The organism is Candidatus Poriferisodalis sp. (genome assembly GCF_965215815.1).
Taxonomy (GTDB): domain Bacteria; phylum Actinomycetota; class Acidimicrobiia; order Acidimicrobiales; family Poriferisodalaceae; genus Poriferisodalis.
The window spans coordinates 44979-59788 of record NZ_CBDCEO010000011.1 but is presented as its reverse complement, the minus strand read 5'-3'; the positions used below and the strand labels follow the sequence as shown (position 1 = coordinate 59788).

At 66.6% G+C, this 14810-nt stretch carries 16 protein-coding genes; 9 read left to right on the top strand and 7 right to left on the bottom strand.

Features of this window, described 5'->3' with window-relative positions; genetic code table 11:
- Positions 1 to 42: 42 nt before the first annotated feature.
- Entirely contained in the window at positions 43 to 678 is a 636-nt protein-coding gene (locus ACOOHB_RS01705) for a hypothetical protein (RefSeq protein ID WP_420443098.1), read from the top strand.
- 162 nt (positions 679 to 840) lie between these two features.
- Positions 841 to 1383, top strand: a complete 543-nt coding sequence (locus tag ACOOHB_RS01700) for a hypothetical protein (RefSeq protein ID WP_420443097.1) — start codon at positions 841 to 843, stop codon at positions 1381 to 1383.
- Between the two features lie 332 nt (positions 1384 to 1715).
- Here the strand turns inward: ACOOHB_RS01700 and ACOOHB_RS01695 are convergent, their stop codons facing one another.
- Both ACOOHB_RS01695 and ACOOHB_RS01690 read right to left on the bottom strand, forming a co-directional pair.
- Positions 1716 to 3608, bottom strand: a complete 1893-nt coding sequence (locus ACOOHB_RS01695) for a cell wall-binding repeat-containing protein (RefSeq protein ID WP_420443096.1) — start codon at positions 3606 to 3608, stop codon at positions 1716 to 1718.
- Between the two features lie 80 nt (positions 3609 to 3688).
- Complete coding sequence (locus ACOOHB_RS01690) at positions 3689 to 4039, bottom strand: hypothetical protein (RefSeq protein ID WP_420443095.1); 351 nt, start codon at positions 4037 to 4039, stop codon at positions 3689 to 3691.
- A gap of 149 nt (positions 4040 to 4188) precedes the next feature.
- Here ACOOHB_RS01690 and ACOOHB_RS01685 point away from each other — a divergent pair, with 149 nt between their 5' ends.
- The gene (locus ACOOHB_RS01685; RefSeq protein ID WP_420443094.1) at positions 4189 to 4548 is read left to right on the top strand and encodes a hypothetical protein; all 360 of its coding nucleotides are present in this window, start codon (positions 4189 to 4191) and stop codon (positions 4546 to 4548) included.
- 401 nt (positions 4549 to 4949) lie between these two features.
- Here the strand turns inward: ACOOHB_RS01685 and ACOOHB_RS01680 are convergent, their stop codons facing one another.
- From ACOOHB_RS01680 to ACOOHB_RS01665, 4 genes are all read right to left on the bottom strand, one after another.
- Positions 4950 to 6203: a DUF5677 domain-containing protein gene (locus tag ACOOHB_RS01680; RefSeq protein ID WP_420443093.1), complete on the bottom strand. Its 1254-nt coding sequence runs from the start codon at positions 6201 to 6203 to the stop codon at positions 4950 to 4952.
- A 489-nt stretch (positions 6204 to 6692) separates the two neighbouring features.
- Positions 6693 to 7322, bottom strand: coding sequence for a hypothetical protein (locus ACOOHB_RS01675; RefSeq protein ID WP_420443092.1), 630 nt, complete (start codon positions 7320 to 7322; stop codon positions 6693 to 6695).
- Positions 7319 to 7663, bottom strand: a complete 345-nt coding sequence (locus ACOOHB_RS01670) for a hypothetical protein (protein ID WP_420443091.1) — start codon at positions 7661 to 7663, stop codon at positions 7319 to 7321. Before ACOOHB_RS01670 ends, ACOOHB_RS01675 begins: the two co-directional genes overlap by 4 nt.
- A gap of 53 nt (positions 7664 to 7716) precedes the next feature.
- Positions 7717 to 8664 (bottom strand): metallophosphoesterase family protein, encoded by a 948-nt coding sequence (locus tag ACOOHB_RS01665; protein WP_420443090.1) that lies wholly within the window; start codon positions 8662 to 8664, stop codon positions 7717 to 7719.
- A 121-nt stretch (positions 8665 to 8785) separates the two neighbouring features.
- Here ACOOHB_RS01665 and ACOOHB_RS01660 point away from each other — a divergent pair, with 121 nt between their 5' ends.
- The 4 genes from ACOOHB_RS01660 to ACOOHB_RS01645 all read left to right on the top strand — a co-directional run bounded on the left by ACOOHB_RS01660 (position 8786) and on the right by ACOOHB_RS01645 (position 12228).
- Positions 8786 to 10297, top strand: a complete 1512-nt coding sequence (locus ACOOHB_RS01660) for a hypothetical protein (RefSeq protein ID WP_420443089.1) — start codon at positions 8786 to 8788, stop codon at positions 10295 to 10297.
- Complete coding sequence (locus ACOOHB_RS01655; RefSeq protein ID WP_420443088.1) at positions 10288 to 10428, top strand: hypothetical protein; 141 nt, start codon at positions 10288 to 10290, stop codon at positions 10426 to 10428. The genes ACOOHB_RS01660 and ACOOHB_RS01655 overlap by 10 nt, the downstream gene beginning before the upstream one ends.
- 103 nt (positions 10429 to 10531) lie before the next feature.
- On the top strand, positions 10532 to 11683 hold the full coding sequence (locus tag ACOOHB_RS01650; RefSeq protein WP_420443087.1) for an AAA family ATPase: 1152 nt from the start codon (positions 10532 to 10534) through the stop codon (positions 11681 to 11683).
- Positions 11680 to 12228: a DUF2201 family putative metallopeptidase gene (locus ACOOHB_RS01645; protein ID WP_420443086.1), complete on the top strand. Its 549-nt coding sequence runs from the start codon at positions 11680 to 11682 to the stop codon at positions 12226 to 12228. Before ACOOHB_RS01650 ends, ACOOHB_RS01645 begins: the two co-directional genes overlap by 4 nt.
- 6 nt (positions 12229 to 12234) lie before the next feature.
- Here ACOOHB_RS01645 and ACOOHB_RS01640 read toward each other — a convergent pair whose 3' ends face one another.
- Positions 12235 to 13503, bottom strand: a complete 1269-nt coding sequence (locus tag ACOOHB_RS01640) for an IS256 family transposase (RefSeq protein ID WP_420443157.1) — start codon at positions 13501 to 13503, stop codon at positions 12235 to 12237.
- 47 nt (positions 13504 to 13550) lie between these two features.
- Here ACOOHB_RS01640 and ACOOHB_RS01635 point away from each other — a divergent pair, with 47 nt between their 5' ends.
- Positions 13551 to 14399: a VWA-like domain-containing protein gene (locus ACOOHB_RS01635; RefSeq protein ID WP_420443156.1), complete on the top strand. Its 849-nt coding sequence runs from the start codon at positions 13551 to 13553 to the stop codon at positions 14397 to 14399.
- A gap of 71 nt (positions 14400 to 14470) precedes the next feature.
- On the top strand, positions 14471 to 14776 hold the full coding sequence (locus ACOOHB_RS01630; RefSeq protein ID WP_420443085.1) for a hypothetical protein: 306 nt from the start codon (positions 14471 to 14473) through the stop codon (positions 14774 to 14776).
- Positions 14777 to 14810 lie beyond the last annotated feature (34 nt).

Here is a 14810-nt window from a genome sequence, read left to right as displayed (position 1 = left end):
GTGGCGGTGGTGGCGGTGGGGGGTTTTGGTTGCAGTTGGGCCATGGCTGACAAGACGGTGGCGGAGGTGGCGGCGGCGGCGGCGGCGGTGGTGGCGGTGGGGGGTTTTGGTTGCAGTTGGGCCATGGCTGACAAGACGGTGGCGGAGGTGGCGGAGGCGGTGGTGGCGGTGGTGGCGGTGGGGGGTTTTGGTTGCAGTTGGGCCATGGCTGACAAGACGGTGGCGGAGGTGGCGGCGGCGGCGGCGGCGGTGGTGGCGGTGGGGGGTTTTGGTTGCAGTTGGGCCATGGCTGACAAGACGGTGGCGGAGGTGGTGGCGGCGGCGGCGGCGGTGGTGGCGGTGGGGGTTTTGGTTGCAGTTGGGCCATGGCTGACAAGACGGTGGCGGAGGTGGTGGCGGCGGCGGCGGCGGCGGTGGCGGTGGGGGGTTTTGGTTGCAGTTGGGCCATGGCTGACAAGACGGTGGCGGAGGTGGTGGCGGTGGCGGCGGATGGTCGGTGTGTTGGCATCCCCAGAGTCCGCACGTCGGATCGTGCGCCGCAGCCGGTTCGCTGTCCAGCAAGACCGCTGCTACGGCCGCGCCAGCTATGACGAACAGCGCCGCGACGACAAAACGCCAGCGGGTCGTGTTGTCGACGGGGTTTTCGGCAATGGCATCCATCGGAGACCTCCGACGTAGAGACATACCGTCGAATATGGGCATCGGCCCGTTCGCCGCACCCCAAGGGCCTGCCGATCAGCGACCAGGTGAAGACCGTTAGGTTGAGGCACATGGGGTCGGGCTGGGAAACTGAGATCGTGATCGTTGCTCTGATTTCAGACCAGATCAGCGAGATGTGCCGTGTCAAACGGCCCAACTGACAGCGATGCGGCTCTCGCGTGGGGGCAAGTCCTCACTGAGGTCCGGGAGATCCGCAACAAGCAGGATGCCCGCCTTGTTAGTGCCCAGCGGCAATCCCAGATGATCGTCGCTGGGTTCCTCGCCATGACGGCAATCTTCGTGACCGCCGTTTCCGTCGCTCCCGCATTCCGGTCGGAGGGGGCCGACACGGAGACTGCTATGGGCCTGCAGTCGGGATGGTTGGCATTCATTGCTGTTGTCTTCGTGGTGGCCGCGCTCGTCAACGGCGTTTTCTGGATCAAGACTCACACCGCTGCGAGACACTGGAGAGAAATCGCCGAGTTCGACGTGCTGACAGATTTCCCTGGCACCGTCAACGCACTGCCGCGCCTGCAACGCCACCTCGTAGGTGCGTTCCTGGGGCACTTCAATCACAACGAGCGCATCGTGCGTTGGACGCAACGCTTGGTTGGCGCCCAAGCAGCCCTCACACTCTTGGTCGTCTACGTGGTCGCAGCCATTTTGGTTACGGTGTTACGGTGAATTTCGTGGACCTGAAAGCGTCGCCCAATGAGCAAGAAGCGCTCTTCCCGAGTGCTGACGTCAGCCGCGGGCTGATATTCGACTTCGGAATACCGTCTTTGTGGAGGCGGGTACTGGGGCACATCCAGCGCGTTCGGAATCGCAAGAACGTTCGGAACCTGGCCTCCGGTTGAGGGCGCAGCCGAGCGGCTACGCCATGGATGGAGCCCAGAGTCAGGGAACGGGTGGCTCGCATCGAGGAACGAGTCGGCATCCCCGCTGAGCCTGTCGGTGCCTAGCGTCGAGCCTTCCGCAACCAGCCCCATTGCGGAAGGCTCTGCTGAACAGTCCCGTTAGGTCTGCGGGTGCTCCCCGCACACAAGGTTCCACAACGCGATCCCCAGCGGCGAGGCGTGCTCGTCGTTGCGCAGATGCGGCGACGTGGCAGCGGAGAACGGTGCGTCGCAGAGTTTCAGAGTCTCACGGGCCACACACGACGGATGGCGAGTCGTCAGCAGGGTGTGCATCCCCCACGCGGCAGGCTCACGATCCACCGGAGGAAAAGCGTGCAAGAACAGAGCCCAATCCCACAAGAGTTGCCCGCCGTCAGCGGGCCACGCCGTGTCGTTGTCAATGTCGACTCGGCGCGCCCGATGAGCACCGAGGTGATGGACGTACTCATGGGCGCTGACGGATTCGTCGTATCCGTCGAGCACGATGCGCTCGTAGACGCCTCGGAAACCGTCAGCCGAGACGTGCTTCTCCCCCGGGATTGCCGCAAATTGTGCGCGCCAGCCGAAGCCGATCTGGTTCCACGCCCACATCGTGACGTTGGCTTTGGCCCACTCGACGTTGATCTCGGGGTAGGTCGGGCCGTAGACGAACAGGAGCGTGTCGTCGGTCCACCAGCCAGTGGTGAAGTCGATGGTCGTGCTTCCGAACGGGCCGGTGGTGATCTCGGTGTCGAAGCCCGCGTAGCGCTCTTGCAGTTCGCGAAGAATGCGAAGCGTGTTCTCGTTGTAGTCCGGGGCAGGGTTGCAGTCCGGGAACAGTGCCGCGGCTTCGTCGTGGTCGATGAAGTACCGGTCGGTCGCGGGCAGAACTGAGTTCTCTGAACGGTTTTTGTAGTTGCCGTCGGCTGTCGGCTCGGTCGCATCGAGATAGGTGTCGATGGCGTCCTGGGACACGGCGGCGTCGCCGCCGAACACCCGCAGCGTGATCCGCTCGTGACCTTGACGGGCTTCGTTGAGGAACTCAGTGGTCGTGTCGGGGATCGCAGCCGGGTCGGTGAGCACCGCTGGGGCGCACAGTTGGGAGAGCAGCGGAGCGGCGCTGAACGAGTCGAACGGCAGGAACGCTCTCGCCAGCCCCACCTCATCGTCGGCCCAGCAGTCGCCGCCGTGACGGGCGGCATAGGCGGCGAACTTCGTGGCGGTCTCGAACCGGGTGGCTCCGGCCATGCGGTCCACGATGATGCCCAGCGCTTCGATGCCGCTCTGGACGTCAGCGGACAGCGCAGCAGTGCCGCCCATCAACACGACACGCTTGACGCCCGCGTCGGTCAGATACTCAGAAACGTCGGGATGGAGCCCCATCTTGGGTGTGAGCAACAGCGGCAGTCTGTTCTTGGCGGCAAGCGGGCCGGCGACAAGCGCATCGGCGAACACTTCGCCCGAAGCGATGATCGCGCTCGGCCCGAACCGGGCCAGATCACCTGCCCCGCCAAGTCTCTGTGCTGCCGCGACGCCGGTGCGGTACTGGTCGTTGCCTGAGACACGCTCGACGTCGAACCCGCCGCCACGGAGCGCGTCGGTCACGTCGGCGCTGACGGTCGGAGGCTTGTTCGGAGGATCGGCGCTGACAACGACAACGCGCTCGACGCCGACATTGGAGAGCCACACGAGCGTGTCGTCGAGCAGCCGGTCAGGCGGGGTCATCAGCACCGGCGCGTCGAAGCGGCCTGCCACCGACGCAGCGACCACAGCGTCGGTCCAGTGCACGCCGGACACCATCACCACAGTGCCCAGCGAGCCGCCGGCTTCGGCGGCGAACGCCTCGGCGATCAGCAGCGATGTTGCATAGCGGTCAGCGCCGCCGTAGCGCATCACATGCACCGACGCGAGATCATCCGTCGCAGCACCAGCGGGCGCGACCGTGGGCACGACGGACAGCAGCGCAGCGGCTGCGAAGGCCGCGACTGTGCGCCGCGTGCGCCTAGTTCCACGAGTTCGGGAGCGGATATCCATAGAGGCCATTCCTTGCTGCAGACTTTCAGTTTCCCTCAGGGCTGTGACTGTTCGTTCTCCGGCTGCCAGGCATTTGCGTTTCACCCAGCGCCCGAGGCGCTGCCGTCGGTCGACGGCTCGACTGTGGCAGGAATCTCATCGGGCAGTTCCGCGGCCACAGGAGATTCGGTCGTGGACGGAGTCACAGTTCCAGCAGTTGTCGCGACAGGCGGTTCGCTCGGCGCCTCTGTCTCGACATCTGCGGTTGGATCGAGAGTTCCGACCGTCGTAGCGGGTTCAAGGGTCTCAACCGTTGCCGCTGGCTCTCCCAGTAGTGGATTCGACCGCGGAACATCAGCATCAGACGAACACCCCGCGAGCCCAGCAGCCGTCACGGCCGCGAACACGCCGAACCCAAACTTCAACATCGAGACTCGTGTCTTGCTGCCCATCAAGCACCTCCAAACAACGGATCGCACCCGCGAATATGGGCATCGGCCCGTGGCCTCGTCCCCTAGCAGCCGGTGATCGTGAGGTTGTTTGCGCCGATAGGGCGGACTCATCGCTTTGTCTGACACCTGGGTGTGGGTCAGAATGGACTATGGACCTCGAGGCCGACCTCTGGAGAGACGCTCCTGAACCGATCGTCTGGCGCGACGCCGTATGGGTGCGGGCCGGAGAATTGGACGGTTTCACAAGCGAAGACGTCCCGCTCGTGGGCTACCAGAGACGCAACGGGGACGAATGCGCGTCGTTGCCGGCGGACGACTTGGAGCAGTACGGGCAGGACTACTACCTGGCGGCCCGATTCTTGTCTGTGAAGCGACACCCGGCTTACGGCGATGACCCCGAGCGCTTGCCGGAGCTGACGTTGTCAGCGGCGCTCGCGGTAGCTGTGCTCGAAGGCGAACAGGACGATGAGCCCCCTCTTGAAGGCTGGCCTGAAGGAGAGGAACTCTGAAGCGGCGCTGAGGAAATAGTCGACGATGCCCTGCGATGCCCCGTGTTGCGTGCGCGTCATGTCGGCCTAAGCGTTGACGAGCGGTCCAGGGGCGCATCAGGACGGTGCGCTGTTGCTCGTTGCGCTGTAGCCCTCACGGACATCCGCTGCCGTGCCCAAGCGAGCTACTTGGCGCGGGTCTTGTGGTCCGGGGCCGTCGTTAGGGTCGGGTCATGGCCCGCCGGCGCTGCCAGCCCGATTCAAGCACGCATGTCTCTTCGCGTGAGATTGTGCGCGCGTGATGCGGGTGGGCCGCCAACAGCGGTGTGGTGTCGGTGTCAGTTGTAGTCGTGGACCCGGCCGAAGGGCTATGTGAGGGCCTGCCATCGAGTTCGCCTCGGGCTGACATTGGTCCGCGCTGCTCACCCGTTGGCCCTCCTTCGGTACAGCGTTTCCTGAAGCAACTCGCCGCGGTCGGCCGCGGTCGCGAGTGCGTCTTCTAGGTCTTCTTGCTCGACATCAAGCGCAGCGGCCAGGTCCTCCGCGGTCATGGGTTCGCCCGTCTGCAGAATCGTCAGTGCCCTTTGGACAAGGTCAGATATCGCCTCCTCCTCGGCTTCTTGTTGGGCGTGCGCTTCGGCCAGTTCGTTAATCGCGTGATCCACTAGCACGAGAATCGATTGGAATCGGATCAGTGCGCTGGTCTGGTCTGGGAATCCGTCGTGCCCAGATTCGGTCGATTCGCCGACTGCGTGGGCCAGCAGCTCAGCCGTTATGCGGGTGAGAGCGATGAGCGTGCACTGGGCTGGATCAGCTAGGCCCGAGCCCGATGGCCCGGCCCACACGACGCCAGTCGGTGCGGGGCTCTGGATACTCCAGGTGGTGCCCTTCGGGGTCGCGTGCGTTCCGTGGGAAGCCATCCGGTAGAACCCGCGCCAATGATCCAGCTCGGCGCGTTCTTGGAGATCCTTGTACTTCGGCGCCTTGCCGTCGAACAGCGGAGCGGCCCACCCGTAGTCTCGCAAGAAGACTGTACCGAACTCGTTCTTCAGCTCTGCTCGAATCTCGTCGCGATCTGCGGAGTTCCAGTCGGGCGGTTCGAGGCCGATCGCCTCCCACGTCTCTTCGTATTCCTTCTGTCCCTTGATTGTCTCGATGTCCTCATGGGCGAGATATCGCCGGCTCAGTTCTGCATCGCCATCCACGAGCAGCAGGAAGACAACCCAGACCTCGTGCAGTGTTCGCCATCTGGCGAGCGCCCCTGTCGAATAGCCGCTTCGAAGCAGGAGTATGACCTCGCGAGCGGTCATGACCGCTTTCGCGTGCAGCCGGATCAGCGCCTCATACTGATCGTCGAGTGCCGTGACCGCCATGGCCCGAAGACGGTCGTTCACCCAACTGCCAGACTCCAAGGCTTCGTCGACCACAAGGTCCGCCAAGTCAAGCCCACGTCCCCATCTGGCCTCCAAGCGAGCCTCGAATGCCGCTGTCTGCCCGGCGGCTTCACTGTGCGCTTGCCGGGGACGGGCAACTGCGTTCGCGGTGATCTCCTCAGCTGCACGCTGACACATCTCGATGAGGTTCCCCGGCTCCCAGTCCACGGCCGAGACCGTTTCCGCCCATGCAAGCAGCTCGTCGGAAAAGCCATTGGGCCAATAGCTGTCGTCGTCAGGCACCGACCCAGCCTGCCGTGAACAAGCGGCAATGAGCGCACTGGCAACTCACCCGAGCGAAGTGATGGCCGACATCAGGGCGTGACCGGTGGGACCGACCGCCAGCGAAGCCGATTGGCCGCTGTGCGACCGTCACAGCAGCCAACGAGCCACGGAGGTCCACGATGGCCGCGCTGTCGTGCTCGGCGCAGCAGTGTCCGATGCAGGAAAGATGCTGGTAGAGCACGCCGACAACGACACAAGTGCGACAGCGGCAGCCGCCAGCCATCGCATCAGCGGCGTGCGAAGGAGGCACGCTGTGTTGCCCATGAGAGGCCGACCATCGTTGCGGACTCGATCGAACGGTCCAGGCGTCGACCTCTCTCCGGTCTAGGTCTGCGCCGGGTAGCCACCCGATACATCTGTGCAGATCTCGACCAGTGATGGCGGATTGTTGTCGCACTCGTCGCGATGAAGCAATGCAAGCAACGCCGCTTGCCGCTGCGCAGCAGGTCACTCCGTCGATTGGGCGACTCTGCGTAGGGCCGCCGTGCGGACGCGTTCGGGGTCTGTGTTGATCACCTCGGCGGCGATTTCTCCTGATAGTCCGGCGTTGGGTCTGGCGATCCATCGCCATTTGGCCCAGTCGGACAGGCGGGCTTGTGTGAGGGCGGCGATCACGGGCTGCCATTCGGGTCGGGCCTGACGCCTGTGGTCGAGCAACACTGCGGGGACGTGAATGCGGCCGTTGATGCGGACCGTGAACAGCTCATGGCGCTTGCAAGCACGCTGCAGGCGTCGACGTGCGGTGCTGGGATGGCAGCGTTGCGCTGTGGCGATTTCGTTGACCGTGATGGTGCCTTGGGCGATGAGTGCCCGTCTGGCGCGGTAGATCCGATACGCGTTGATCAGCAGGACCTCGGGGTCAGGTCGCCGGTGGTGATCCTCTGCTTCTGCTGACGCTCCTTGTGGATCCGGTGCGCCCTCGGAGCCCCGCGCACCGACATAGAGGTTCGTCTGGGTTTTGGACGGGTCGGTCATTCCCCGCATCGAGAGCCATTCGAGAAGCTCGGCGTTGCCGGCTTGGGCCGCATCGCGGGTCAGCAGCGCTCGAACATCTCCCTTGAGTTCTCTTGCGGTCACGGGCACCTCATCTTCGGGCGGCGCACACGGCCAAGCAACGCTCCGAGGTGGCCGGCGTGCCAGCGGCGCGGCGTCGGCGGGGGCGGTCGGGGGTCGATCCGGTGGATCCAGTCAGCGGGCAGGCCGTGCTGGCGGGCGATGTCGGCTCCGATGGTTGCGAGCACCTCGTCGCCTCGGTCCGCTGCGGCTGCGAAGTCGACGGGGTCCTCGTCGAGGTCGAACACGAACGCCGCGACGATGCCGTTGCTGACGTAGAGGCGCAGGTTGATCTGCTCTGCGGCGAGACGCTCGTCGAAGGCATCGAGTGCTGCTCGGGTGCGTGGGTCGAGGGGTCCGGTCATGGCTGCAGGCTCGCGCGGGGCTGTGACATCGCCCCGCGGGGCACGGTCGGTGCTCAGTTCGTGGGGGACACGTGCAGTTCGGGTTCGGCGGTGAGCCACGCGATGTGGTCGCGGCGTCCGTCGTTGGCGAGCCCGACCGATTCGGTGGCTGCGCTGATCTGTTCGCGGTGGGAGCGGTGCCAGTGGCCGTGGATCACCAGGCGGGGCTGTGTGTGGTCGACGGCTCGGGCGAGCAGCAGGCGCGTCTGCGTGATCGCGTGCTGGGTTTCGGAGGGGATGTCTCGCATGCCGCTCTTGAGGTTCCGGACTTGTGCGGGGGCGTCGTGGGTGAACAGCACATCAAGATGCCCGTTGTGATCGGTGTCGACATTGGCTGTGAATCGGTCCAGTTCGTGCGGGGCGAGTGCCTCTTGGGGCCAGCGCCATCGGCGCACTGCCCGGTCGCGGCGGTCGGGGGAAACTGCTCCGCCGAGGGCTGCGCATCGCATACCTGCCCAGGTCCAGGTGCTGCCTCGCCATGCCCACCACAGCGCCCCGCCCAGATGCAGCGGACGTCGCGTCGCGATCGTCTCTTGCGCAGCGGGGGTTCGGGCGTAGCGGCTGAGCGCGGGCCAGTCCTCGTGGTTGCCGTCGAGGACGACGAGCGGCACGGGCGAGTCGTGTGCTTCCCACATGAACTCGGCTTCCTCGGAGCGGTGCTGTGCTCCGTGTCGGTCTGAGAGCCAGAAGTCGCCGACCTGCACGATCGCTCCGACGCTGAGATGTGCCTTGGTGCCGTGGACGTCTCCCACCACGAGCACGTCGCGGACGCGCTCAGCGCTCAGCTGCGCGACGTCGTCCCAATGGTGCTGGGTCGTGAACTCATACAGATTCCGCTCGATCACTGAAAGGCCTCCCGGCAGTTCAGCCGCAGGCTCGGTCTGCGGCTGGTTCTGCGGCACACGGTCGCCGCGTTGGGACCGCTCGTTCAACGTAGACCGGGCATGCGACACGAACGGCACGATTATCTCGCTGGGCACAGGTGCGCTGGTGGTGGGCCTGCAACGGCGTCGGCTGTTGATCGCGTGTGCCGCGCCTTGTTGGGGCGGCTGTGTGTGACACCCCTGCGCGAGCGTCGCGCCCATGTCAAAGAAGGACGAACGCGACGCCGCAGTGGTGTGGCCCGATGGCGATCTGTGCCGTCGGGTGGTCCTCGACGGCGTCGAGGTCGCGTTGGAGCGCCGCGACGGTGTGTGGGTTGTTGTCGGCGAGGAGCGGCTCGCTTCGGAGGCGAGGCTGCTCGACGTTCTCGGTCAGCCGAACGAGGCGCTGGAGCGTGCGCGCGGTGTCGCGGCGGCGCTGAACGCGGATCTGGTGCGCCCTGATCAGGTGTCGGCTCTGGCGCGGCGGCTGGCGAGGATATGGGCCCGCGGATCGCGCAGCTATGGGCGTCTTCGGGTCGACGAGCGGGACGCGTTGGCGGTCGCGTGCGCGCATCTCGACGTCGTCGAGGGGGTGTGGGAGTTCGTGTGCTGGGTGCTCGCGAAACGCCTCGAATGGTCGCTGCGCCGCGTCGCGTGGGTGCCTCCGGGCCGCCACGCGTGGCTCGGGGCGACCTGCTGGGAGTTCGACACGACACTGGACCGGCGTCTGGGCGCAGAGTTCTTCGCAGCGATGGCGGCTCACCCCGATCAGCGATTCCGGGACCTAGTGGCAGCGACCGATCCCGGCGCGGACCCCGGCCGGCTCGCCGAGCTGGCCCGCTGCGGCGACGAGAACCTGCGCGACCTGATCGCGGTGAACCCCTCCACACCGGTCGAGGCGCTCGAGTCGCTGGGCTGCCGCACCGCGCACGACTACGCGGATGTGTGCGTGCGGCTGCGGGTGCTGCAGAACCCCTCCACACCCGCCGATCTCATCGCCAAAGCCGCGGTCGCCCGCACCGAGAACCGGTTCGAGCAGCGCTGGTGGCAGGGAACCACAGCCGCTGCGCTGCAGCGCAGCTGGGCGATCCGGCATCCCCGCTGCCCGTCGAGCCTGCTGCGCGACCTGACCTCCCACAGTGACCCGCGGGTGCGCGCCGTGGTCGCGGGGTCGCGGCGCGCACCGGCACGCGTCCTCGAAGCGCTCGCCCCCAGCCTCGACACAGATGTGCGCGCCGCGGTCGCAGCGAACCCCAACACGCCCCAGACGCTGCTCGAGCGCGCCGGCGCGGATCCGCACCGGTCGGTGCGCGCCGCAGCCGCTGCGAACCCCAACACGCCCCAGACGCTGCTCGAACGGGTCGCCCGCGACCGGGTCGTGATCGGTGCGGCGTGCCGCGGCCGCGAACCCCGCCGCCGCGCCGGGGGTGCTGCGCGCCTTGTGCGACGACGCCGACATCGGCGTCGTCGCCGCCGCCGCGCAGAATCCCAGCACCGAACGCGACGCCCTCGGCCCGGTAGTCGTTCGGCTCGCGCACGACAGCCGGTGGTGGGCCCGCGCCGCTCGCCGCCGAATTGCCCGACACGCCCGCAGAGCTGCTGGCCCGCCTCGCAGCCGACACCGACCGCGAAGTACGCCGAACCGTCGCCACGATCACGCGCACACCCCTTGACGCGCTCGAGCGGATCGCAGCACGGGCCCGCTGCGAGAACGACCACGACATGCTGCTGACCCTGCTCGGCAACCGCAGCGTGGACGGCGAGCTGCGCGACCGCGTCGCCGAGAAATGCATCGAGCTCGCCGGCCCGCCCCCGCAGCAGTCCATGACCCCCACCGAGCGGCGCAGATGGACAACCCGATGACCTACCACAGCGCACCCGACACCGCTGTGACGCGAACACATGTCACACCCCCCTGGCAGGGTTCGCGGCCTCCCCAACCCGGCCAACACAACAGGAGCTCACGATGAGCGACACGACCCAGCGGCAAACTCTCGAGGCGATGCAGATCCTGCTCGCAGCACGCGTCCCGGTGCTGTTGTGGGGCGATCCCGGCATCGGCAAGACCACCACCGTCGAGCGGCACGCGCACGCTGCGGGGTGGGCCACCGAGACGGTGATCGCATCCTTGCACGACCCCACAGACATCGGCGGGCTGCCGGTGCTCACCCCCGCAGGAGTGGTGCTCGAGCCGCCCGCATGGGCGCGACGCACCGCAGAACGCGACATCGACACGCTGGTGTTCTTCGACGAGATCAACACCGCCGCGCCGGCCACCCAGAACGCGCTGATGCGTGTCGTGCTCAGCGGCCACGTCGGCGATCTCGACCTCGGCGCAAGAGCCCGATTCGCCGCCGCCGCGAACCCTGCGGCGCAAAACAGCGGCGCGTGGGACCTGTCCGCGCCGTTGGCGAACCGGTTCGCGCACCTGTCATGGCCGCTCAGCGTCGACGAATGGGCAGCCGGCTATCTCGCCGGCTGGCCCGAGCCCGAGCCGCCCAAATGCCCCGAACCCGACCCCGCCCGGGTGTCCTATCACCGGGCGATGCAATCAGCGTTCATCCGACGCCGCCCCAATCTGCTGTGCGACGTCCCCGACGCGTTCGCAGCGACAGCCGACGACACCGCCGGCGGTCACGGCTGGCCGTCGCCGCGCACCTGGGAACGCACCGCGGTCTGTCTCGCCGCGGCCGACGCAGCCGACGCCCACCCTGACGTCGCAGCGCTGATCACAGAATCGCTCGTCGGCACCGCCGCAGCTGCGGAGTATCTGGCGTTCGTGTCCGAGCTGGACCTGCCCGACCCCGAAGCGCTCATCGCGGACCCCGCGTCGCTGGTGCTGCCCGAACGCCCGGACCAGCAGCTCGCCTGCCTGCACGCCGTCGCCGCCGCAATCGCCGAGCACAACACCCCCGCACGATGGGCCAAAGGCTTCGAGGTGTGCATCGCCGCCGCCCGATCCGACGCGCCCGACATCGCCATGGTCGCAGCACGCACCTTCGCCGCCATCCGGCCCCCCAGAGCACGCCTGCCCGAAGGCCACGAACTGCTCAACGACGTGTTCCTCGAAGAGCTCGACCCCGACCGCCAGCCCCTCGACCCCCACACCGGCACATGACCCCACACAACGACCACCAGCCCGACGACGACCGAAGCGACGACACGAAGACGCCCGAGCAGGCCGCGCAGACCCGGCTGCGGGCCGCCCGCTACTGGATCGCCAGCCACTGCCCCTACTACACGACCGCTCTGTACCGCTGCGCGCTGCGAACCACCGAACACACCCACACCGTCGCGATCGACCGGCACTGGCGCATCTGGGCCAACCCCGCCCACATCAACACCCTCACCGTCGCCCAGACCGCGGTCGAGCTCATGCACGTCCTCAACCACGTCCTGCGCAGCCACCACCAACGCGCCCAGCACACCATCACCGATCCCCCGCTCGCACTCACATGGAACGTCGCCGCGGACTGCGAGATCAACGACGACCTCCTCGACGGACTCCCATGGAGACAAGCCGAACTGCCCGAGCACTGGGCCGCACCATGGAACCTCAACTGCAACGCCAACCAGACCGCCGAGACCTACTACCGCGAACTGCTCGACAGCATCTGCATCGACCTCGAGGGACTGTCGGAATTTTTGTGTAACCGGCCGTGATGGTGTTCATCGGATGTGGTCGGCGATGCGGTCGCCGTAGTGGACGGTCAGTGTGTTCAGGATGGTTGTCCAGCCGTTGGTCTTTCCGGTCAGGTTGGTTCGGTTCTTGCGTCTGGCGGTGGCGACAAGGTAGAGGATCTTCATTGCGGCTTGTTCGTTGGGGAAGTGCCCTCGATGGCGCACTGCCCTGCGGAAGCGGGCGTTGAGGCTCTCGACGGCGTTGGTGGTGTAGACGACGCGGCGCAGCTCGGGCGGGAACTCCAGGAACGGGACGAACTCGTCCCAGGCCTGGCGCCAGGAGCCGATCATGGCGGGGTAGGTGCCTTCCCAGTCGCCGGCGAAGGCCTCGAAGCGTGCCTCGGCGGCCTCGACGGTGGAAGACGTGTAGATGTCGCGCATGGCCTTGGTGATGGGCCCCCAGTGCTTGGTGGATGCATACCGCAGGCTGTTGCGCACCATGTGCACCACGCAGGTCTGCACCGTCGCGTCGGGCCAGGTCGCCCGGATCGAGGAAGGCAGTCCTTTGAGTCCGTCGCAGCACACGATCAGCGCGTCGGCCAGGCCCCGGTTGCGCAGCTCGGTCAGCATGGTCGCCCATTGCTTGGCGCCCTCGCCGCCGGCGGGGCCCAGCCACAGGCCCAGCACGTCGCGTTCGCCTTGAAGATCCACGCCGATGGCCACATACACGGGCCGGTTGGCGACCTGGGAGTCGCGGACCTTGATCACGATCGCGTCGATCAAAAGCACCGCGTAGACCGCGTCGAGGGGCCGGTTCTGCCACACCGCCATGTCGGCCACGATCTCGTCGGTGATCTTCGAGATCGTCTCCCGGCTCACCGAGGTGTCATAGATCTCTTCAAGATGCGCCTGGATCTCACCGGTCGTGAGCCCCTTCGCGTACAGCGAGATCACATTGCCCGACAGCCCGTCGAGGCGGCGCCGATGCTTGGGCACCGTCACCGGGCAGAAGGACCCCGCACGGTCACGGGGCACCCGCAGATCGACCTCGCCGATCTCGGTGGTCACCCGCTTGGGCGTCGACCCATTACGAGAGTTCGGGGTCCCGCGGCCCTCGACCGCATGGCGCTCGTAGCCCAGATGCTCAGTCATCTCGACCTCGAGACCGGTCTGGAGCACCTGGCGCACCAGCCCCGTCAACAAGCCGCCGTCGCCGGTCAGCTCCACGCCCTCGGCGCGTGCCTGGGCCACCAGCCGCTCGGCCCAGTCCTTCATCGCTGCCTCGTCGGCAGCCTCGCTCGCCGGCACAACCGGCATTTCATGATCAGTCACAGACATGATCCTTCCCAGCCCACAGCCCTCAGCTGCGGACCCTCAGATCACGCCCGATACACAAACTTTCTGACAGGCCCGACCTCGACAGAGGCACCGTCGCGTTAGTCGAACATCGACACGGCGACATCCGCTTTCCCCCCAGCGACTGCGGCTCCGGCGCGACCGGCATCACCCCGAACTGGGAACCACCGCACGACACCCACACCCCCGGCGACCTCGAAGCGCGCCTGCTGCGCCGCCGCACAGCACAAGCAGCCCTCGACCACGACAACAACCACCCCGGCAGCGTCCCCGACGGACTCATCCGATGGGCCCGCGACCAGCTGCGCCCCAAAGCCGACTGGCGACAAGCCCTCGCCACCGCACTGCGACAAGCAGCCCACCACCGCTCAGGCGACGCCGACTACACCTGGACACGACCCCCACGACGACCCAACCCGACCACCCCCAACGGCAAGATCCTGCGACCAGCCACCACCCGACCCACACCCGACCTCGCCATAATCGTCGACACCTCAGCATCCATGACCACCGACCACCACGCACAAGCCGTCGCAGAAATCGACGCCATCTGCCGCCACATCATCCCCGGACACCACATCGACTACTACGCCGTCGACACCCAGACCCAAACCCACCAACGCATCACAAGCGTCCGCGACCTGCCACTGCACGGAGGCGGCGGCACCGACATGACAGCCGGCATCAACCAAGCCAACCAGACACGACCCGACGCCATCATCGTCCTCACCGACGGCCACACACCCTGGCCCGACCAGCCACCACCCGGCAACCCCACCGTCATCGCCGCCCTCATCGGCCCACACGCACGAACCGAAGACATCCCCGACTGGATGCGCACCATCCACATCATCTGACCAGCAGCAGAAGCGGGCTCGGCAAGGCGCCGATCCGGCGCACACGGCCCTGGTGTGCTTAGGTGACCCGGATGTCGGGAACCAAGAAGCTGCCGCTGGTCCTCGCGACTCTCACACCCGACCAGATCGACCGCGCCAAGGAAGCCAACGGACGCCGCAAGCAGATCACCCACGCTCTGATCTGCGGCGACTACGGGCAGATGTTCGGCACCGAACGTCAATGCCTCAAGTACTACGACGTGTGGAAGACGATCTTCCGTCCGCTGTTCTCCAAGGTCCACCAGACCAAGAAGCACACTGTTGAGGACTACGCGACGACCGAGAACCTTGTGATGCGCCTGATCGAAGCCGATGATCGACGAGCGCAGCAGCGCTAGTCAACTCACCAACGAAGCCAGGAGCCGTCGCCAC